The organism is Micromonospora sp. PTRAS2 (genome assembly GCF_054052245.1).
In genome coordinates, this window is sequence record NZ_JBSWBU010000002.1 from 850,409 (window position 1) to 868,431 (window position 18,023).

Here is an 18,023-nt window from a genome sequence, read left to right on the forward strand (position 1 = left end):
CCCCGTCACGCCCCGATGACCTGCTGGAACTTGCCCTCGAACTCCTTCTCCTGCTTCTCGTCCAGGGCCATGAACACCTTGGACTTCGACAGCAGCGCCTCGTCGGGGAAGATCAGCGGGTTGGCGGCCAACTCCGGGTCGATCTTCTCCATCTCGGCCTTCGCGCCCTGCACGGGGCAGATGTAGTTGACGTACGCGGCGAGCTTCGCGGCGACGGCCGGCTCGTAGTAGTAGTTGATCAGCTCTTCGGCGTTCGCCTTGTGGGTGGCCTTGTTGGGCACCATCATGTTGTCGCTGAAGAGCATCACGCCGGAGTCGGGCGCGACGAACTTGATCTTGTCGTTCTCCCCGGAGAGCTGGATGATGTCGCCGGACCAGCCGACGCACGCCGCGATGTCACCCTTGGCGAGGTCGGGGGCGTAGTCGTTGCCGGTGAACTTGCGGATCTGCCCGGAGTCGACGGCCTTCTTGAGCTTGTTGAGCGCGTCGTCGAACTGGGCGGTGGTGAAGTTCGCCGGGTCGTGTCCGTTGGACTGCATCAGCAGGCCCATCGTGTCGCGCATCTCCGACAGCGCGGTGACCTTGCCCTTGAGGTCGGGCCGGGTCAGCAGCTCGTCGACGGTGCGGATCTCCTTGGTGACCGACCCGTTGTACGCGAGGCCGGCCAGGCCGGACTGCCACGGGACGGCGATGCGGCTGTCCGGATCGAAGGAACGGTTGAGCAGCGACGGCAACAGGTTCGCCGCCACGTTGGGGATCTTCGCCGGGTCGAGCTTCTGGATCCAGCCGAGCCGGATCATCCGGGCGGCCATCCAGTCGGTGAGCACGATGAGGTCCCGCCCGGTGCCCTGACAGGCCGCGAGCTGGTTCTGCACCTTGCCGAAGAACTCGTTGTTGTCGTTGATGTCCTCGGTGTAGGTGACCTGGATGCCGGTCTTCGCGACGAACGCGTCCAGGCTCGGACGCTTCGATTCGTCCTTCTCGTCGACGTCCATGTACTGCGGCCAGTTCGAGAACGCCAGCTTCTTCTCCGTGCCGGAGAGGTCTTCGCTGACGCAGCCGGCCTCGGTCTGCACGGCACCCTTGGTGCCGCAGCCGGCGAGCGCGCCCGCCGTGGCGAGCATCGCGGCCGAGCCGAGGGTGCCGGTGAGCAGACCACGCCGGGTGAGGGGCCGGAGGGGAGTTCGCATGTGACGACTCCTAGGGGGTCATCGTCGGCGGGCGGGACGGGGGAGGCCCGACGGCGGGAGGGTCTTCAGGCGATGGACGACTGATCCTGACATGAGCCGACCTGCCTCACAAGGGATTCCGTTGCGGGCATAGCAATGCGCCACGAATTACGCCAGACTGCGCCGGGGCATTACGATCCCGGAGGAGAAGCGGACATGGGGAGCTGACGATGGTCATCCGACAGCAGGAGAGCGGCGGCGGGGGTCGGCGCGTCACCGTGCGTGAAGGTGCCAGTCACGCTCTGCTGGACGACGTCGCCAAGCAGATCATCGAGCAGCTCCAGGAGGACGGCCGCCGGCCGTACGCGACGATCGGCAAGGCGGTCGGCCTGTCCGAGGCGGCGGTGCGCCAGCGGGTGCAGCGGCTGCTCGACGCCGGGGTGATGCAGATCGTCGCGGTCACCGACCCGCTCCAGCTCGGCTTCCCCCGGCAGGCCATGATCGGCCTACGCACCGACGGGGACCTGGAGACGGTGGCCGACCGGCTCGCCGAGTTCGAGGAGGTCGACTACGTGGTGATCACCGCCGGGTCGTTCGACCTGCTCGCCGAGGTGGTGTGCCGCAACGACGCACACCTGCTGGAGATCCTGCAGCGGCTGCGCGCCGTCGACGGGGTGCTCGCCACCGAGGCGTTCGTCTATCTCAAGCTGCGCAAGCAGACCTACAGCTGGGGCACCGCCTGAGCCTGCCCGACGAAGGCCCGCCAGGCGGCCGGGGCGAAGCTCAGGGTGCCGCCGTCGCGGTCCTTGCTGTCGCGCACCAGCACCCGGTCGGGCAGGTTGTCGGCCACCTCGACGCAGTTTCCGCCGTTGTTGCTGCTGCGGGTCGCGGTGCGCCACCTGGCACCGGCAAGCGCGTCGGTCAGCTCCACGTCGTCGCCACCTCTCTGATCAGCGCGGTCGACCCGCGGCCGGGCAGCGCCTCGCCGGTGACGCTCTCCCACCTGCGCCTCAGGCTAGCAACGTCGACCGGGTCGTTGACGACCTGACCGCGAAGCTGGTTGTCGATATATGCCAACTCTGCCCCGTCGGGCAGACCGGCAAGGACGAACGGCCCGGCGAGGACGAACGGCCTGGCCAGCCCGGTGTGCCACGGGCTCTCGGCCGGGATCACCGCACCTGCACGTGCTCCCGCTCAGCCGCCGCCGCGAGGTGGGCGACCTGCCCGGCCATCACCGCCCGGTCGCCGACCACCCGGCGCAGCACCACCTCGTCGATCACCACGACGAGCTGCGGCGGGGCCTCGGCGTCGAGGATCGCCTGCCGTTCGAGCCGGCCGGCGACGATCCGCTCCAGCTCGGCCCACTTGTGGAACCAGGGCAGGTTCCGGCGGCGGCCCGGGTGCGGCCACAGCTCGGCGACCTCCCGGCCGAGCACCTTGGCCACCGCGTACCGGGTGCGCGCGTGCGGGATGCGTCCCTGCGACACCCACCGGCCGGCCGTCTTCGGATCGACCCGGACCTTGCCCGCCAGCGAATCGGCGGTCTCCCCCACGGCGGCCATCGCCACCCGCAGCGTCTCGTTGCCCATCGAGCCTCCCGTCGCGGTCACGTGCAGTGGGCACGATAGCGACGCAGGGTGCCGACGGTGGGCCCGAAACGGCAGGTGGCAGCGGGACCTGTTCCGCACGTCTCGCGCGCATTCGAGATGGGTGTCGAACGCCCGCCGGATGCCCGCCACTAGGGAGCTGATGTCGTAGATGACTCACCCGGCCCCAGCCCCCCACAGTCTGGAGACGTGCGCGGGGGCGTGGGCGTGGGCGTGGACGGAACAGGGCGGGGACGGGACAGGGCGGGGCGTGAGCGGAGACGGAGACGGAGACGGAGACGGAGACGGGTGAATCTTGGAAGATTTCGGCCCCTGGAGGGGCCATTTCGCTCCAAGATCTGCATTCGGGACGGCCGGATCGCGGCGGGCGAGGTGCCTGGGAGGTGACGTGGAGGGCTGCGTGGGGGGGCGGCCGGGGTGGCGTGGGATGCGGCTGGGGCGGGCGATGCGGCCGATGCGGCGGGGGGCTGGGGTGGCGGCCGAGGGCTGGTGGCGTGGGGATGTGGCGGGAGTGGCGGGGATGCGGGGACCCCGACCAGTTCCACCGCGCCCGCGTCCACCAGCCGCCGCCGCGGGAGAGGTGGTCGGGGGCGGGTGATGTCGTTGGTGACTCAGCTCCCTAGGGCCCACCGCATGCCCGCACCCGGCCGTCCGCGCAACGGCACCGCCCGGGAGACCGCGCGCCCAGTGAGCCCCGCGAGACCCGTATGGCACGGGAGAGCCGCAGGACCCGCGCGGGCCGCGAGAGCCGGGAGAGCCGGGAGAGGGGCAGGGAGCCGGAAGAGCGGCAGGGAAGCCGGGAGATGCGAGAGATCAATCACGATGCGGATTCCGTTGCCCACAGCGCCTGAGCGCGCCGAATCCGTTGCCCAGCGGGTCAAGTGCCACCGATAACACTTGCCTTTCGGCGTGCGGCTGTGGGATAACCGTGGGCAGAGCGGCCGGTGTCACCCCTGACCGGCCCGAGACCCGATGGGGCTGACATGGCCAACGCCACCGACCACCTCTGGATGCACTTCACCCGGATGGCCAGCTACTCCGCAGGCGAGGTGCCGACGATCGTGCGCGGCGAGGGCGCGTACGTGTGGGACTCGCAGGGCCGCCGTTACCTGGACGGGCTGGCCGGTCTCTTCGTCGTCAACGCCGGCCACGGGCGCACCGAGCTGGCCGAGGCCGCCGCGAAGCAGGCCGGCGAGCTGGCCTACTTCCCGCTGTGGTCGTACGCGCACCCGAAGGCCGTGGAGCTGGCCGAGAAGATCGCCTCGCTGACCCCGGCCGACCTGAACCGGGTCTTCTTCACCACCGGCGGTTCCGAGGCCGTCGAGGCGGCGTGGAAGCTGGCCCGGGCCTACTTCAAGCGGACCGGTAAGCCCAACAAGTACAAGGTCGTCAGCCGCTACATCGCGTACCACGGCACGTCGATGGGCGCGCTGTCGATCACGGGGCTCCCCGGCATCAAGACCGACTTCGAGCCGCTGGTGCCGGGCGCGGTGAAGGTGCCGAACACGAACTTCTACCGGGCCCCCGAGCACGGCGACTCGCCCGAGGCGTTCGGCCGGTGGGCCGCCGAGGAGATCCGGCGGGCCATCGAGCGGGAGGGGCCGGACACGGTCGCGGCGGTCTTCCTGGAGCCGGTGCAGAACTCCGGCGGCTGCTTCCCGCCGCCGCCCGGCTACTTCGAGCGGGTCCGCGAGATCTGCGACGCGTACGACGTACTGCTCGTCTCCGACGAGGTGATCTGCTCGTGGGGGCGGCTCGGCGAATACTTCGGCGCGGTCCGCTACGGCTACCGGCCGGACATCATCACCACCGCGAAGGGCATCACCTCCGGGTACGCCCCGCTCGGCGCGATGATCGCCAGCGACCGGCTGATGGAGCCGTTCCTCACCGAGACCGGCATGTTCGCCCACGGGGTGACCTTCGGCGGCCACCCGGTCTCCTGCGCGGTGGCCCTGGCCAACCTGGAGGTGTTCGCCAGGGAGGACCTGATCGGGCACGTCCGGGCCAACGAGGACGCGTTCCGCGCCACCCTGGAGAAGCTGCACGACCTGCCGATCGTCGGCGACGTGCGGGGCGACGGCTACTTCTACGGCATCGAGCTGGTGAAGGACAAGGCGACCCGGGCGACGTTCGACGAGGCCGAGTCGGAGCGGCTGCTGCGCGGGTTCCTCTCCACCGCGCTGTTCTCCGCCGGGCTCTACTGCCGGGCCGACGACCGGGGCGACCCCGTCGTGCAGCTCGCGCCGCCGCTGATCGCCGAGCAGCAGCAGTTCGACGAGATGGAGCAGATCCTGCGGGCGGTGCTCACCGAGGCGTGGGCCCGGCTGTAACCGCCGAGCCGACGCGAAGCCGGGCCGTCGCATGCGCTACCAGGAGCTGTCGTACTGGCTGTCCACCGTGGACGAACCGTTGACGCCCCGCCCGCCGCTGGGCGGGGACGCCGACGCGGACGTCGTGATCGTCGGGGCCGGCTACACCGGGCTGTGGACGGCGTACTACCTCGCGCTCGCCGACCCCACGTTGCGGATCACGGTGCTGGAGGCCGAGATCGCCGGGTACGGCGCGTCGGGGCGCAACGGGGGCTGGTGCTCGGCGCTGTTCCCCACCTCGCTGCCGGCGCTGGCCCGCCGGCACGGCCGCGACGCGGCGCTGCGGATGCAGCGGGCCATGCAAGCCACCGTCCGCGAGGTGGGGCGGGTGGCCGACGCCGAGGGCATCGACTGCGACTGGCACCTCGGCGGGACGGTGACGCTGGCCCGCAGCGCGGCCCAGCTCGGCCGCGCCCGCGCGGAGGTGGCGCAGGCCCACGCGCACGGCCTGACCGCCGACGACCTGGTGCTGCTCGACGCGGCCGAGGCCGCCGCCCGCTGCGCTGCTGACGGGGTACGCGGCGGGACGTACACCCCGCACTGCGCCGTGGTGCACCCGGCCCGGCTGGCGCGCGGGCTGGCCCGGGCGGTCGAGCGTCGGGGGGTGACCGTCCACGAGCGGACGCCGGTGACCGCGATCCGGGCCGGGGCGGCCGTGACCCCGGCCGCGGCGGTCCGCGCGCCGGTGGTGGTGCGGGCGACCGAGGGGTACACGCCGGGGCTGCCCGGGCAGCGGCGGGTCGTCGCGCCGGTCTACTCGCTGATGGTGGCCACCGCGCCGCTGCCCGAGGAGACGTGGGCGCGGATCGGGCTGGCCGAGCGGGAGACGTTCTCCGACCACCGCCACGTGATCATCTACGGGCAGCGCACGGCCGACGGCCGGCTGGCCTTCGGCGGGCGGGGCGCGCCGTACCACTTCGGGTCCCGGGTGCGGCCCGAGTTCGACCGGGAGCCCCAAGTCTTCGCCGCGCTGCGCCGGACGCTGGGCGAGCTGTTCCCGGCGCTCGGGCCGCAGGTGCCCGTGACGCACACCTGGGGCGGCCCGCTCGGCGTGGCCCGCGACTGGTCGGCGTCGGTGGGGCTGGACCGGGCGACCGGGCTCGCCTGGGCCGGCGGGTACGTCGGCGACGGGGTCGCGACGACGAACCTCGCCGGGCGTACCCTCGCCGATCTGATCCTCGGCGCGGACAGCGACCTGACCGACCTGCCGTGGGTGGGACACCGCTCGCCGCGCTGGGAGCCGGAGCCGCTGCGCTGGCTGGCCGTCAACGCGGGCCTGCGGGTGATGCTCTCCGCCGACCGGGCGGAGCTGCGCACGGGACGGCCGGCCAAGCGAGCCGCCGTGTTCCAGCGTTTCCTCGGCCACTGAGCGGCCCGGCGCGCGCCTCCGCGCCGCGCCGACGGCGGGCACGGTGGACCGGCGGTCAGTGGTTCGGCGGGATCACCCGCAGGTGGCCACGGCGGCCCGTCTGCGGGTTGTGGTGGTGCTGCGGGCCGCCGCCCTGGTCGTCGCTCGGCGGGCGGGGCGGCGCGGGCCGGGCGGCCTCGCGGACGGCCTCGGCGAGGGCGACCAGGTCGTCGGCGCTGGGCGGTGGGGGCTCGAACTCGCCCTCATGGCGGACCACGTTCCAGCCCCGGGGGGCCGTCAGGCTGCGCGCGTGGGGCTCACAGAGGTCGTACGTGTGCGGCTCGGCGAAGGCCGCGAGGGGCCCGACCACGGCCGTCGACTCGTTGTAGACATAGGTCAATGTGGCGACCGCTTGCCGGGGGCAGCCGTTTCTTGAGCAGCGCCGTGGTGACCTCACGGCGGGAGGGTATCTCCATTACCGGGTCCGGCGCACCGGTTCGCGTTGCGACACGCCCGTCATCGAGATCACAATTCGCAACATCCGACGCGTCGGGCGGTGACGGGCGGGGTCGGCGCGCCGCGACAGCCGCACAGCCGCGGGCGGGGCGACTCGGCGGGCTACCCTGTGCGTCATGACCAGTCCGGAACACCGCCGCCCCGGCCCCGGCCGGCGCGCCCACCGTGACCGCCACGGGCGGGGCCTGCGCGGGCGGCTGGTCCCGGCGACCGTGCCGCTGGCCCGGACCAAGGCCGAGGTCTTCGACGACCTGGTGCTCGACACGGTCGAGACCCTGGAGCGGCGGTTCGCCAAGGAACTGGCCGGCGTGGAGTTCGCGGTGGAGGACGTGCCGCCGGACCTGAACGTCTACGACTCCGACGTGCTGGAGGACGGCGAGGTGCCGCTGGCCCGGCTGTTGCCGGGGCGTCCCGGCCGGCAGGAGGTCCCGCCCCGGATCGTGCTCTACCGCCGGCCGCTGGAGTTCCGGGCCATGGACCGCGAGGACCTGGCCGACCTGGTGCACGATGTGATCATCGAGCAGGTGGCGAACCTGCTGGGCGTCGACCCGGACGAGCTGGCGTAGCCGACCGCCTCCCGGGCCCGCCCGCCCAGCCGCGCCCCGCAGCCCCGCTGCGCCCCGGCGCGCGCCCCCCGACGCGCGCTCCGGACGCCCGGGCCGGGCGGCCCCCACCGCCCCGGCCCGGCAACGCTCAGGCGGCCCGCCGCTTGAGCTTGCGCCGCTCCCGTTCCGAGAGCCCACCCCAGATCCCGAACCGCTCGTCGTGGCCGAGAGCGTATTCCAGGCATTCGGTCTTGACCTCGCACCGCGAGCAGATCCGCTTCGCCTCGCGGGTCGAGCCGCCCTTCTCGGGGAAGAACGCCTCCGGGTCGGTCTGGGAGCAGAGTGCCTGCTCCTGCCACTCCGGCGCGTTCCCGAGCAGGTCGGCCACCTCAAGCTGGCCGTCCATCTAAAGATGCCTCCTTGTCGCGCACCGGCGTCGTCGCCGCTGCAACCCCCCACGCGAAAGGCGTGCGTGTCCGTCCGGTCCCCATTTGTTGCGTTCCGTGCGAACAACCCCATTCAAATTACACGCGTGTAATGCGTGCGCCGTCAAGCCGAACTTGATAATGGAGTCGCCCTCCCGACACGCCGTGGACGGCCCTTGCGGCCGTCCGGCCTCGCAACCTGCCCTATCGATTCAGACCCCGGACGAGTAACGCCCTCCCCGGCGAGTTGCCCGAGTTTTCTTGCCGCGGCGGCCCGCCGGCCGACTCGGCGAAGCCGCCGGCGCGGCCCCGGGGGGCGGGGCTACGACGCGATGCTGATCTTGGTGGGGCACAGGTTAACGCGACTTGGCCGCGACTGCCCATCGCGCCCGCAACGCCGACAGCGCCCCGTCCACATGGTGGACGGGGCGCAGCGGTCGGAACTGAGCGGTGGGTCAGATCGCCACCGAAGGTGCGCTGGTGGGCCAGGTGAACTCCGCGATCGCTCCCCCGGTCACGGTGACCGTCCCGGCGGGTGTGTCCTCATCCCACCAGACGGTATAGAGCCCTGCGGCAAGATCCGGGTAGACGGCACTGTGGAAGGTGCCGTCCTGCACGATGCGCTCACGCACCGCGACGTGGGTGCGCGGCGCGTCCACCCCGTCGACCCGACTGATCTCGATCTCCCGGCCGTGCAGTGCCCGGCCCGTGTAGATGATCAGGGCACCCGTGTCGCCACCCAGATCGAGGACGACGGTGCCGGTCTCCGTCGGCCCGTACGCGTGGTGATGATGGTGGGAGTGCATCGGTTCGCTCCGTCCGGGTCAGGACGACGCCGGCGGGTTGTTGAACCCGTCGTACGGCGTGCCGAGGAAGGGGAAGTTGCGCAGGAACGGGGCCGTCACGTCGGCGGCGCTCAGGCCCGGGGTGACCGCACCGGCCGCCGCGTCCGGGGTGAATCCCTTGTCGACCAGCGGCACGGTGACCCCGGCGATGGCCCGCAGCGCGATGCTGACCACGTCGTCGGCGACCCGCCGCCCGTTCGGGAAGCCCGCCAGGTCGCCGCCGAGCACCCCGAACCGGTCCGGCTTGGCGCTCGGCCTGATCGCCGTGTTCAGCCGCAGCATGTCGGCCTGGACGTCGCCGGTGTTGTTGGAGAAGCCCTGGATCAGCCCGGCCGGGATGCCGGTGAGCAGGATCGCCAGCAGGTCCGCGCGCGGCTTCTTCGTCTTGTTCAGCGCGTCCAGCTTGGGGAACACGCCCGGGTAGAGCACCGGGAGCAGGGCGGCCAGCTCCGGCTGCTCGACGAACTTCGCGAACCGCTTGTCCTCCGTGGGCGGCAGCGTGTTCCACTCGTCCTTCTTGGACATCGGCACGATGACCTCGTTGAACAACGGGTTGCCGAGCCGTGACACCTGCACGAACGGGCCGGTCGCGGTGTCCTTCGCCGAGCCGTTGCCGAGGATCCGCGCCTGCTGCCGCGACGCCGACGTCCACACGCCGATGACCGAGGCGCGGTCGTGCGTGCCGTACCGGTTGGCCCGGCGGCGCACCCGGTTCAGCGGCACCTGCACGGCGAGGGTGTGCACGTTCATCCGGTCGGTGGCGTTGACCGGCTCCCCCTCGGCCTTGAACAGCTTCTTGCCGGCCACGTGCAACTGCTGGAACGGCCGCAGGGTGCCCAGGTCGAAGATCGCCCCCAGGTCGACGAAGAACCCGTCGGCGCGCTGCCCGGCGAAGACCTTCTCCCCCGTCGACAGGCTGAACGTCGCCTGCCGGGCCAGGGCGGCGTAGTTCGGGGTGGACAGCGGGCCGACGTTGCACGGCGGACAGGCCAGCTTGTTGGCCAGCCGGTGCTCCTTGCCGTCGGCGATGCGGGTCAGCGAGTAGAACTGCTTGCGGTTCCAGTTCTTGCTGTCCAGCGACTCGATCGGCCCCGTGTTGTAGAGAAAGCTGTTCGGGTTCGTGATCTCGGTGGTGAATTCGAACCGGTAGGTGACGTCCGGCTTGCCGTCGCCGTCGTTGTCGATATGGATCTCGTACCGCACGTCGTCGCCGAACTCGAAGAAGTTCGGGCCGCCGGAGGGGAGCTGCAACGGCACGTAGTTGGCGATCAGCGTGACCGAGTCGGGGCGGTCGGGGCTGACGAACGCGTACAGGTCGGAGCTGTCGGCGACCGGATCTTTCGCGATCTCCGGGGCCTCGCGGTGGGAAGACATGGCGGACCAACCTCACTGGGCAGCAAGCGATCAGGGGAAGAGTGGAGAGGGCCGGCGCCGGGGACCGCGCCGGAGAAACGGGACCGGGCCGGCGTCAGCGCTTGCCGGCGGCGCGCCGCAGCCGGTCCGCCAGGCCGCGGTCGCGTACCTCGATCCGGGACGTGCCGACGAAGACGTCCATGGCGTCGCCGCCCCGCAGGTGCACGACGATGGGCTCGTCCTTCTTCCCGCCGGACGACGGGGAGTTCTGCGCCGCGGACAACCCGGGCACGGTGAGCGCGGCGGCCCCGAGGGTGGCGCTCGCCGCGGCGGTCAACGTCTGCCGGCGGGTCAGTCGCGGCCAACGCCGCTTCCGCTGATCACTGGACATGGGCAACCTTTCCGGCGCGCGGCGCGTCCGCGCCCGCGGTGACGAAAGGCGGGGCCGGCCGACCGCCGGGCCCGCAGGGGGCCGCCGACCGCGGCTCTGGCCTCAGCCGCCGCCGGCAAGCAGTGGTACGGCCCGCACGCCGGAAAGGTTCGACGCTACGGCCGAAGGTGACCGTACGCGGTCGTCCGCTTGCGCGCCGGTCGTCCGGCCAGCGCCGCGATGGCCCGCAACTGCTCCTCGGTGCGCGCCGAGCCGTTGCCCGAGCCGGCCATCCGGGAGATCGTCTCCTCCATCAGGGTGCCGCCCAGGTCGTTGCAGCCGCCGTTGAGCATCGCCGCCGTCCCGGCGTCGCCGAGCTTCACCCAGGAGCACTGGATGTTGTCGATCCGGCCGTGCAGCAGCAGCCGGGCCATCGCGTGCACCGCCCGGTTCTCCCGCCACGTGGGGCCGGGCCGGGCGATGCCGGCGAGGTAGATCGGGGCGTTGGTGTGCACGAACGGCAGCGCCACGAACTCGGTGAACCCGCCGGTGCGGTCCTGCACCCCGGCCAGCACCCGGAAGTGGGCCAGCCACTGCCCGGGGTGGTCGACGTGGCCGTACATCATGGTGGAGCTGGACCGGATGCCCAGCTCGTGGGCCGTCGAGACCACCTCGACCCAGGCGGCGGCCGGCAGCTTGCCCTTGGTGAGCACCCAGCGCACCTCGTCGTCGAGGATCTCGGCGGCGGTGCCCGGGATGGTGTCGAGGCCGGCCTCGCGCAGCCCGGTCAGCCACTCCTTCACCGGCACGCCGGCCTTCGCCGCCGCCGTGACGATCTCCATCGGCGAGAACGCGTGCACGTGCATCCCCGGCACCCGGGTCTTGATCGCCCGGATCAGGTCCGCGTAGCCGGTGACCGGCAGCTTCGGGTCGATGCCGCCCTGCAGGCAGACCTCCGTCGCGCCGGCGGCCCACGCCTCCTCGGCCCGGTCGGCCACCTGGTCGACGGAGAGCCGGTACGCGTCGGCGTCGCGCTCCCGCTGGGCGAACGCGCAGAACCGGCAGCCGACGTAGCAGACGTTGCTGAAGTTGATGTTGCGGTTGACGACGTAGGTGACGTCGTCGCCGACGGTGTCGCGGCGCACGTCGTCGGCGATGCGGCACAGCGCGTCCAGCGCCGGCCCGTCGGCGGCGAACAGGGCGAGCGCCTTCGCCTCGTGGGCCGGCGTCAGCAGCGCCGCCGGGTCGTCGGCGGCCAGCCGCAGCCCGGCCCGCAGCTCGGCGTCCCCGGCGCCCTCCCCGGCCGTCGCTGCCGCTGCCGCTCCCGCCGCCGCTGCCGCCCCTGCTCCCGCCCGGCTCGCCTCGGCCTGCGCGGCCACCTCCGACCAGTCGCCGTAGACGTTGTCGAAGTCGCCACGCCGGTCGCCGGTGCGGCCGGTGGTGTCGATGGTGGCGTGCAGGTCGGTCCGCCCGCCGCCGAACACCTCCTCCGGCTCCTGCCAGGGCCGGCCCTGCGGGCGGGCCGACTCGACGGCGAGGCCGGTCGCCGGGTCGGCCAGCGCGGACACGTGCGGCAGCAGGCGCGGGTCCAGCCACGGGTCGCCGGCCCGGACGTACTCGGGGTAGATCGTCAGCCGCTCGCGCAGCGTGAAACCGGCCTCCGCCGTGCGCCGGGCCAGCTCGTCGAGCTGCGGCCAGGGGCGCTCCGGGTTGACGTGGTCGGGGGTCACCGGCGAGACGCCGCCCCAGTCGTCGATGCCGGCGCGCAGCAGCAGGGCGTACTCGCCGGCGATCAGGTTCGGCGGGGCCTGGATCCGGGCACCGGGGCCGAGCAGCACCCGGGCCACCGCCACCGTGGCGGCGAGGTCGTGCAGCTCGGCGTCGGGCATGCCGCGCATCGCCGTGTCCGGCTTGGCGCGGAAGTTCTGCACGATCACCTCCTGGAGGTGGCCGTACGCGCGCTGGGCCCGGCGGATCGCGAAGAGCGCGTCGACCCGCTCGGCCGGGGTCTCGCCGATGCCGATCAGGATGCCCGTGGTGAACGGCACCCCGACCCGGCCGGCGTCGTCGAGCACCCGCAGCCGCACCGCCGGCTCCTTGTCGGGCGAGCCGAAGTGCGGGCCGCCCGGCTCCGACCACAGCCGCGTAGCGGTGGTCTCCAGCATCATGCCCATGCTCGGCGCGACGGGCTTGAGCCGCTGGAGCTCCGACCAGGAGAGCACCCCGGGGTTGAGGTGGGGCAGCAGGCCGGTCTCCTCCAGCACCGCCACCGCGCAGGCGCGCAGGTAGTCGAGGGTCGAGTCGTAGCCGCGCGCGTCCAGCCACTCCCGGGCGGCCGGCCAGCGCTCCTCGGGCCGGTCGCCGAGGGTGAACAGCGCCTCCTTGCAGCCCTGCGCCGCGCCCTGCCGGGCGATGGCGAGCACCTCGTCCCGGTCGAGGAAGGCGGCCGGCAGCCGGTGCGGGACGGTGGCGAAGGTGCAGTAGTGGCAGCGGTCCCGGCAGAGCCGGGTCAGCGGGACGAAGACCTTCTTCGAGTACGTGACGACGCCGGGACGGCCGGCGTCGCGCAGGCCGGCGTCGCGGATGTCACCGGCGACGCGGAGCAGCTCGTCGAGGGCGGCACCCCGGGCGGCGAGCAGGGCGGCGGCCTCGTCGACGTCCAGCGCGAGCCCGGAGGCGGCCCGGCGCAGGGCGCGCTCGATGCTGGCCGCGGTGGGGCGGGGCTCGGTGCGATCAACCATCCGCCCAGCCTATGCGCCCTGCCTGCGGCCCTGATCCGCTGGCCAGGCCACCTTTGCCGCGACGGCCTCCCCGCACACGGTCGGTGACGGGCGAGCGGCGACCCACGGCGGCTCCCCGGGCTGACTGTCCGTCACGTCTGGCCGACCCCGCCAGACATCCCTCGCTCCCTTTGCTCTGCACCCACGGACGCAACACCGGGGGCGGGCTGGGCAGATGCAAGGCCATGGATGGCGCGGGTTCGGCGATCCCGGCGCGGTGCGTAGTGCGTTGCGTATCCGGGTGCAGAGCAAAGGGGGGCGGACCGGGATGGTGCGCTCCGACCTCGGGAAGTGACGCTCTGCCACGCAGCGGTGACCGGCATGCCGAAAAGCGCGTCGGGTGGGCTCCCCCGGCGGCCGCGACCGGCCGGGGAGCCCACCCGACGGGGGGCGGTTCAGTCCTCGCGCGGGAAGCGCTGGGTGCGGTCGGCGTCGGAGTTCCGCTCGCCGCCGGACGCGCCCGGCTCGCCGGGCTGGCGCGGGATCGCCTGGGTCGGGTCGGCCGACGGCGGCTGCCCGAACGGGGGCGCGGCGGGCGCCATGGGCTGCGGCGGGGGGAACGGCGAGGCCGGCTGCGCGCCCGCCTGGGGCGGCGTGAACGGCGAGCCGGACTGCGACGGGGCCGGGTACGGCGGCGCGGAGGCAGGCGGCGCGGAGGCGGGCGGTGCGGAGGCCGGGAATCCACCCGGCTGACCGGCGGAGGGGTAACCGGGCTGCTGCCCGGCGACCGGGTAACCGGGCTGCTGCCCGGCGGACGGCCAGCCGCCCTGCTGCCCCGGGCTCCAGCCCTGCGGGCCGCCCTGGCCCGGCTGACCGGGCTGCTGCGGCCAGCCTGGCTGCGGCTGGCCGTACATGCCGGGGGCCGGCTTCGGCTTCGGGGTGAAGTAGAGGGCGCGCCAGACCCGGAAGACCACGAACGCGCCGGACGCGAAGATCGCCAACCAGGCGGCCCGGGTCAGCAGGCCGAGGAACGCGTCGAGGACCTCCGCCTTGGCCAGCCGGTCGACCGTCCAGATCAGCAGGGTCAGCGCGGCGAGAAGGGCGGCGACGGCGTACTCGCCCAGCGCCACCTGGACGATCAGCTTCGCCCGCTGCGCCACGGGGGCGACGTGCGTGGCGAGCAGCACGGCCAGCACCGGCAGCACGGCCGCCTCCAGGCCGGCGAACGAGAAGAAGCCACTGCCCGCCCGGCTGTAGAAGGTGCTGTAGTCGGCCGGGGCGAGCAGCCGGATCAGGCCGACGAACAGCAGCACGGCGTTCGCGCCGAGCAGCGCGAGCGCGATCAGCTCGCGTAACGGGTCGGTGAGCCGACGGGCCGGGGTGGCGGGGTGGGACGCGGGCGCCGCGTCACCGGACGCGGGCTCGGCGGGGCTGGTCACGAACTCCCCCTCGGGGCGGTAACGGACAGTTGCCGACGTGAGCCTAGTCTCCCCGGGCACCGGCGACCCCGGCGCGGGGCGTGCGGGAGGATGGGCGGCATGCGCATCGTCGTACTGGCCGGCGGCATCGGGGGTGCCCGATTCCTGCTCGGCGTCCGGGCGTACGCCCGCGAGGTGGGCGCCGAGGTGACCGCCGTGGTCAACGTCGGCGACGACCTCTACCTGCACGGGCTCAAAGTCTGCCCCGACCTGGACAGCGTCATGTACACCCTCGGCGGCGGGGCCGACGCCGAGCGGGGCTGGGGCCGGGCCGACGAGACCTGGGCGGTGAAGTCGGAGCTGGCCGCGTACGGCGCGGAGCCGACCTGGTTCGGGCTCGGCGACCGGGACGTCGCCACCCACCTGGTGCGCACCACCATGCTCACCGGCGGGTATCCCCTGTCGGCGGTCACCGAGGCGCTGGCGACGCGCTGGCAGCCCGGCGTACGCGTGCTGCCGGCGACCGACGACCGGCTGGAGACGCACGTGGTGGTGAGCGACCCTGACGGCGGCGGCCAGCGGGCGATCCACTTCCAGGAGTGGTGGATCCGGCACCGCGCCGGCATCCCCACCCACCGGTTCGTCTTCGTCGGCGCGGAGGCGGCGAAGCCCGCGCCCGGCGTGCTCGACGCGATCGCCGCCGCCGACGTGGTGCTGGTCGCGCCGAGCAACCCGGTGGTGAGCGTCGCGCCGGTGCTGGCCGTGCCGGGGCTGCGCGAGGCGCTCGCCGACGGGCCGGCCCCGGTGATCGGGGTGTCCCCGATCATCGGCGGCGCGGCGGTGCGCGGGATGGCCGACCGCTGCCTGGCCGTGCTCGGCGTCGAGTGCAGCGCCGCCGGGGTGGGGGGCCTGTACGGCGCCCGGTCCTCCGGCGGGCTGCTGGACGGCTGGCTGGTCGCCCCCGAGGACGCCGACGCGATGGTGCCGGGCGTGCCGGTCCGGGCGATCCCGCTGCTGATGACCGACGAGGCGGCGACGGCGGCGATGGTGCGGGCGGCGGTGGAGCTGGCGTGAGGCTGGAGATCCTGCCGGTGCTGGGCATCGGCGACGTGACCGAGGGTGACGACCTGGCGGCGTTGATCGCCACTGCCGCGCCGTGGCTGCGCGACGGCGACGTGCTCGTGGTGACCAGCAAGATCGTCTCCAAGGCGGAGGGGCGGCTGGTGGACGTGCCGGCCGACGGGCCGGAGCGGCTGGCCGCCCGCGACGAGGTGCTGGCCGCCGAGACGGCCCGGGTCGTGGCCACCCGGGGCGCGACCCGGATCGTGCAGACCCACCACGGCTTCGTGATGGCGTCGGCCGGCATCGACGCCTCGAACGTCGACAAGACCCGGCTGGTGCTGCTCCCGCAGGACCCGGACGCCTCGGCGCGGGCCCTGCGAGCGGCGCTGCGCGAGCGCTACGACCTGGACGTCGCGGTGATCGTCACCGACACGATGGGCCGGCCCTGGCGCAACGGCCTCACCGACGTGGCGCTCGGGGTGGCCGGGATGCCGGCGATCCGCGACCACCGGGGCGAGGTCGACCCGTACGGCAACGAGCTTCAGCTCACCCAGATGGCGGTGGTGGACGAGCTGGCCGGCGCCGGCGAGCTGATCAAGGGCAAGTGCGACCAGGTCCCCGTGGCCGTGGTGCGCGGATACCTCGCCGCGACCGCGCCCGACGACGGCCTCGGCGCGCGGGCGCTGGTCCGCGACGCGGAGCTGGACCTGTTCTCGCTCGGCACGGCGGAGGCGCGCGCCGCCGGGCTGGCCGCCGCCGCGACCCTGCCCGACGGGCCCGGCGCGGCCCCCGCCGACCCGGCGGCGGTGGCGCGGGCCATCGCCGCGGTGGCCGGCGTGGTCGCCCCCGGCACGGTCTTCACCCCCGTCACCGACGACGAGGTACGCGCCGCGCTGGCCGCCACCGTGCCCGGCTGGCCGCAGCAGGCCACCGGCCTGGTGCTCGGGGAGCCGCCGACGCCGGTCGACCCGGCCGGCCTGGTGCGACTCGGCGCGGACCTGCAACGCCTGCGCACCGCCCTGGCCGCCGAGGGCGTCCCGTCGACCCTGCTGCCGCCCCCGCCGGGCAGCACGGCCGCCGCCTGCCTGGCGCTCTGAGGCCGCCCGACCGGCGCTCCGGCCGCGGGTCGCCCCGGCAGGGGTCACGCGTCGAGGATGGCGCGGCCCAGCGGGGTGAGGGTGTGCAGGACGGTGTTGCGGTCCCGGTGGCTGACCAGCAGGCCGGCGTTGCGCAGTACGGTGGCGTGCTGGCTCGCCGCCGCCGGGGAGATGCGCAGCCGGCGGGCCACCTCGCCGGTGGTGCAGCCGTCGTCGGTGGCCTCCAGCACCGCCGCCCTGGTGCGGCCGAGCAGCGCGGCGAGCGCCTCCCGCCCCGTGCCGGCCCGGGCCGACGCGCCGCCGCCGGTCCCCGCCGTGACGAGCCCGCCCAGCCGGTCCACCGGGTAGACGAGCACCGGCGGCAGGTCCGGGTCGGCCAGCGCCACGGGGGTGCCGGCGCAGAAGAACGACGGCACCAGCAGCAGGCCCCGGCCGTCCAGGTGCAACTCCCGGCTCTCCGGGTAGCCGTGGATCTCCAGCACCCCCGAGTCCCAGCGGGCGAGCGGGCGGAAGCTGTCGAGCAGCCCTTCGACGCCGCCGTCGAGCAGGGCCCGGGCGCGCCGCATCCGGTCCGAGTCGATCGCGGCCTGGACGTGCGCCCAGTACGGGCTCAGCGCCAGCTCGCGGTACCGCTCCATCGAGTCGGTCAGGTGGCGCAGCATTTCGGGCTCGCCCCGGGCCAGCGCCCCCGCCGAGGCGGGCAGCGGGTGTTCCCCGGCCATCCGGGTCATGTCCCGGTGCAGCAGCCGCACGGGCGTGCTGCGGATGGCCTCCAGCCCTTCCGCCAGCCCCTGGAGCCCCTCGTGCGGGGTGAGGAAGTCGGGGAAGTAGCCGCGCCCCGGGTTCAGCGCGAACAGCAGCCGCATCGGCTCCGCGCCGACCAGCCGCCGCAGCTCCCGGGAGACGCCCCGACGCCAGCCGGAGGTCAGCGGGTCCGGGCTGCGGACCTGGAGCACGTGCACGCTGAGGATCAGCTCCCAGAGCGGGTCCGCGCCCGGGGCCACCCGGGTCCGGAGGATGTCGTCGGGTGAGAAATAGATCTTCAGCATTGGATCGCTCCCGTGCGGCGGGCAGAGGGGGGAGACACTGCCGACCGTTCGCACTGTACCCGGGCGGCAGTTATCTCCACTTTTAAGCGTGGGATGAAAAACCTCGACGTCCCCGGTCGACCTTCGGCAT

At 73.5% G+C, this 18,023-nt stretch carries 18 protein-coding genes; 6 read left to right on the forward strand and 12 right to left on the reverse strand.

Going from position 1 to position 18,023, the window contains the following annotated elements; genetic code table 11:
• Positions 1-5: 5 nt before the first annotated feature.
• Positions 6-1,190, reverse strand: a complete 1,185-nt coding sequence (locus ACVMYR_RS09630) for an extracellular solute-binding protein (RefSeq protein WP_457121619.1) — start codon at positions 1,188-1,190, stop codon at positions 6-8.
• A gap of 209 nt (positions 1,191-1,399) precedes the next feature.
• On the opposite strand from ACVMYR_RS09630, the gene ACVMYR_RS09635 reads away from it, so the two are divergent.
• On the forward strand, positions 1,400-1,912 hold the full coding sequence (locus ACVMYR_RS09635) for an Lrp/AsnC family transcriptional regulator (RefSeq protein WP_077936247.1): 513 nt from the start codon (positions 1,400-1,402) through the stop codon (positions 1,910-1,912).
• On the opposite strand, the gene ACVMYR_RS09640 is transcribed toward ACVMYR_RS09635, so the two are convergent.
• Genes ACVMYR_RS09640 through ACVMYR_RS09650 form a run of 3 tightly spaced genes read right to left on the reverse strand, consistent with a single transcriptional unit; the run spans position 1,891 to position 2,779 of the window.
• Positions 1,891-2,100 (reverse strand): DUF397 domain-containing protein, encoded by a 210-nt coding sequence (locus ACVMYR_RS09640; RefSeq protein ID WP_457121620.1) that lies wholly within the window; start codon positions 2,098-2,100, stop codon positions 1,891-1,893. The two genes, ACVMYR_RS09635 and ACVMYR_RS09640, sit on opposite strands and share 22 nt — an antisense overlap.
• Positions 2,091-2,342: a Scr1 family TA system antitoxin-like transcriptional regulator gene (locus ACVMYR_RS09645; RefSeq protein WP_457121621.1), complete on the reverse strand. Its 252-nt coding sequence runs from the start codon at positions 2,340-2,342 to the stop codon at positions 2,091-2,093. Before ACVMYR_RS09645 ends, ACVMYR_RS09640 begins: the two co-directional genes overlap by 10 nt.
• The gene (locus tag ACVMYR_RS09650) at positions 2,339-2,779 is read right to left on the reverse strand and encodes a Scr1 family TA system antitoxin-like transcriptional regulator (RefSeq protein ID WP_457121622.1); all 441 of its coding nucleotides are present in this window, start codon (positions 2,777-2,779) and stop codon (positions 2,339-2,341) included. Before ACVMYR_RS09650 ends, ACVMYR_RS09645 begins: the two co-directional genes overlap by 4 nt.
• 980 nt (positions 2,780-3,759) lie before the next feature.
• Between ACVMYR_RS09650 and ACVMYR_RS09655 the strand changes: the two genes are divergently transcribed.
• Positions 3,760-5,106, forward strand: a complete 1,347-nt coding sequence (locus ACVMYR_RS09655) for an aspartate aminotransferase family protein (protein ID WP_077936245.1) — start codon at positions 3,760-3,762, stop codon at positions 5,104-5,106.
• Between the two features lie 31 nt (positions 5,107-5,137).
• Positions 5,138-6,514, forward strand: coding sequence for an NAD(P)/FAD-dependent oxidoreductase (locus ACVMYR_RS09660; RefSeq protein ID WP_457121623.1), 1,377 nt, complete (start codon positions 5,138-5,140; stop codon positions 6,512-6,514).
• Between the two features lie 55 nt (positions 6,515-6,569).
• On the opposite strand, the gene ACVMYR_RS09665 is transcribed toward ACVMYR_RS09660, so the two are convergent.
• A complete protein-coding gene (locus tag ACVMYR_RS09665) occupies positions 6,570-6,950 on the reverse strand; it encodes a DUF3499 domain-containing protein (RefSeq protein WP_074476608.1) in 381 nt (126 codons plus the stop codon).
• A 175-nt stretch (positions 6,951-7,125) separates the two neighbouring features.
• Between ACVMYR_RS09665 and ACVMYR_RS09670 the strand changes: the two genes are divergently transcribed.
• Positions 7,126-7,575 (forward strand): metallopeptidase family protein, encoded by a 450-nt coding sequence (locus ACVMYR_RS09670; RefSeq protein ID WP_007455785.1) that lies wholly within the window; start codon positions 7,126-7,128, stop codon positions 7,573-7,575.
• Between the two features lie 127 nt (positions 7,576-7,702).
• Here the strand turns inward: ACVMYR_RS09670 and ACVMYR_RS09675 are convergent, their stop codons facing one another.
• From ACVMYR_RS09675 to ACVMYR_RS09700, 6 genes are all read right to left on the reverse strand, one after another.
• Positions 7,703-7,960: a WhiB family transcriptional regulator gene (locus ACVMYR_RS09675; RefSeq protein ID WP_007074725.1), complete on the reverse strand. Its 258-nt coding sequence runs from the start codon at positions 7,958-7,960 to the stop codon at positions 7,703-7,705.
• A 474-nt stretch (positions 7,961-8,434) separates the two neighbouring features.
• Positions 8,435-8,785: a phospholipase gene (locus tag ACVMYR_RS09680; RefSeq protein WP_457121624.1), complete on the reverse strand. Its 351-nt coding sequence runs from the start codon at positions 8,783-8,785 to the stop codon at positions 8,435-8,437.
• Between the two features lie 18 nt (positions 8,786-8,803).
• On the reverse strand, positions 8,804-10,198 hold the full coding sequence (locus tag ACVMYR_RS09685) for a DUF4331 domain-containing protein (protein ID WP_229403791.1): 1,395 nt from the start codon (positions 10,196-10,198) through the stop codon (positions 8,804-8,806).
• Positions 10,199-10,292: 94 nt separating this feature from the next.
• Entirely contained in the window at positions 10,293-10,568 is a 276-nt protein-coding gene (locus ACVMYR_RS09690; RefSeq protein ID WP_043961986.1) for a hypothetical protein, read from the reverse strand.
• 155 nt (positions 10,569-10,723) lie between these two features.
• Entirely contained in the window at positions 10,724-13,288 is a 2,565-nt protein-coding gene (locus ACVMYR_RS09695) for a bifunctional FO biosynthesis protein CofGH (RefSeq protein WP_457121625.1), read from the reverse strand.
• 434 nt (positions 13,289-13,722) lie between these two features.
• The gene (locus ACVMYR_RS09700) at positions 13,723-14,706 is read right to left on the reverse strand and encodes a hypothetical protein (protein WP_457121626.1); all 984 of its coding nucleotides are present in this window, start codon (positions 14,704-14,706) and stop codon (positions 13,723-13,725) included.
• 99 nt (positions 14,707-14,805) lie between these two features.
• Between ACVMYR_RS09700 and cofD the strand changes: the two genes are divergently transcribed.
• Together cofD and ACVMYR_RS09710 are read left to right on the forward strand one after the other, a co-directional pair.
• Positions 14,806-15,759, forward strand: a complete 954-nt coding sequence (cofD, locus tag ACVMYR_RS09705) for a 2-phospho-L-lactate transferase (RefSeq protein WP_457121627.1) — start codon at positions 14,806-14,808, stop codon at positions 15,757-15,759.
• The gene (locus tag ACVMYR_RS09710) at positions 15,756-16,844 is read left to right on the forward strand and encodes a coenzyme F420-0:L-glutamate ligase (RefSeq protein ID WP_457121628.1); all 1,089 of its coding nucleotides are present in this window, start codon (positions 15,756-15,758) and stop codon (positions 16,842-16,844) included. The genes cofD and ACVMYR_RS09710 overlap by 4 nt, the downstream gene beginning before the upstream one ends.
• Before the next feature lie 44 nt (positions 16,845-16,888).
• Here ACVMYR_RS09710 and ACVMYR_RS09715 read toward each other — a convergent pair whose 3' ends face one another.
• Positions 16,889-17,893: a winged helix-turn-helix domain-containing protein gene (locus ACVMYR_RS09715; RefSeq protein WP_457121629.1), complete on the reverse strand. Its 1,005-nt coding sequence runs from the start codon at positions 17,891-17,893 to the stop codon at positions 16,889-16,891.
• Positions 17,894-18,023: the final 130 nt, after the last annotated feature.

Coding starts and splice junctions, on each gene's coding strand:
- ACVMYR_RS09630 (WP_457121619.1), bottom strand. CDS start 1,190: ATGCGAACTCCCCTCCGGCCCCTCACCCGGCGTGGTCTGCTCACCGGC.
- ACVMYR_RS09690 (WP_043961986.1), bottom strand. CDS start 10,568: ATGTCCAGTGATCAGCGGAAGCGGCGTTGGCCGCGACTGACCCGCCGG.
- ACVMYR_RS09680 (WP_457121624.1), bottom strand. CDS start 8,785: ATGCACTCCCACCATCATCACCACGCGTACGGGCCGACGGAGACCGGC.
- ACVMYR_RS09670 (WP_007455785.1), top strand. CDS start 7,126: ATGACCAGTCCGGAACACCGCCGCCCCGGCCCCGGCCGGCGCGCCCAC.
- ACVMYR_RS09715 (WP_457121629.1), bottom strand. CDS start 17,893: ATGCTGAAGATCTATTTCTCACCCGACGACATCCTCCGGACCCGGGTG.
- ACVMYR_RS09660 (WP_457121623.1), top strand. CDS start 5,138: ATGCGCTACCAGGAGCTGTCGTACTGGCTGTCCACCGTGGACGAACCG.
- cofD (WP_457121627.1), top strand. CDS start 14,806: ATGCGCATCGTCGTACTGGCCGGCGGCATCGGGGGTGCCCGATTCCTG.
- ACVMYR_RS09655 (WP_077936245.1), top strand. CDS start 3,760: ATGGCCAACGCCACCGACCACCTCTGGATGCACTTCACCCGGATGGCC.
- ACVMYR_RS09695 (WP_457121625.1), bottom strand. CDS start 13,288: ATGGTTGATCGCACCGAGCCCCGCCCCACCGCGGCCAGCATCGAGCGC.
- ACVMYR_RS09675 (WP_007074725.1), bottom strand. CDS start 7,960: ATGGACGGCCAGCTTGAGGTGGCCGACCTGCTCGGGAACGCGCCGGAG.
- ACVMYR_RS09685 (WP_229403791.1), bottom strand. CDS start 10,198: ATGTCTTCCCACCGCGAGGCCCCGGAGATCGCGAAAGATCCGGTCGCC.
- ACVMYR_RS09635 (WP_077936247.1), top strand. CDS start 1,400: ATGGTCATCCGACAGCAGGAGAGCGGCGGCGGGGGTCGGCGCGTCACC.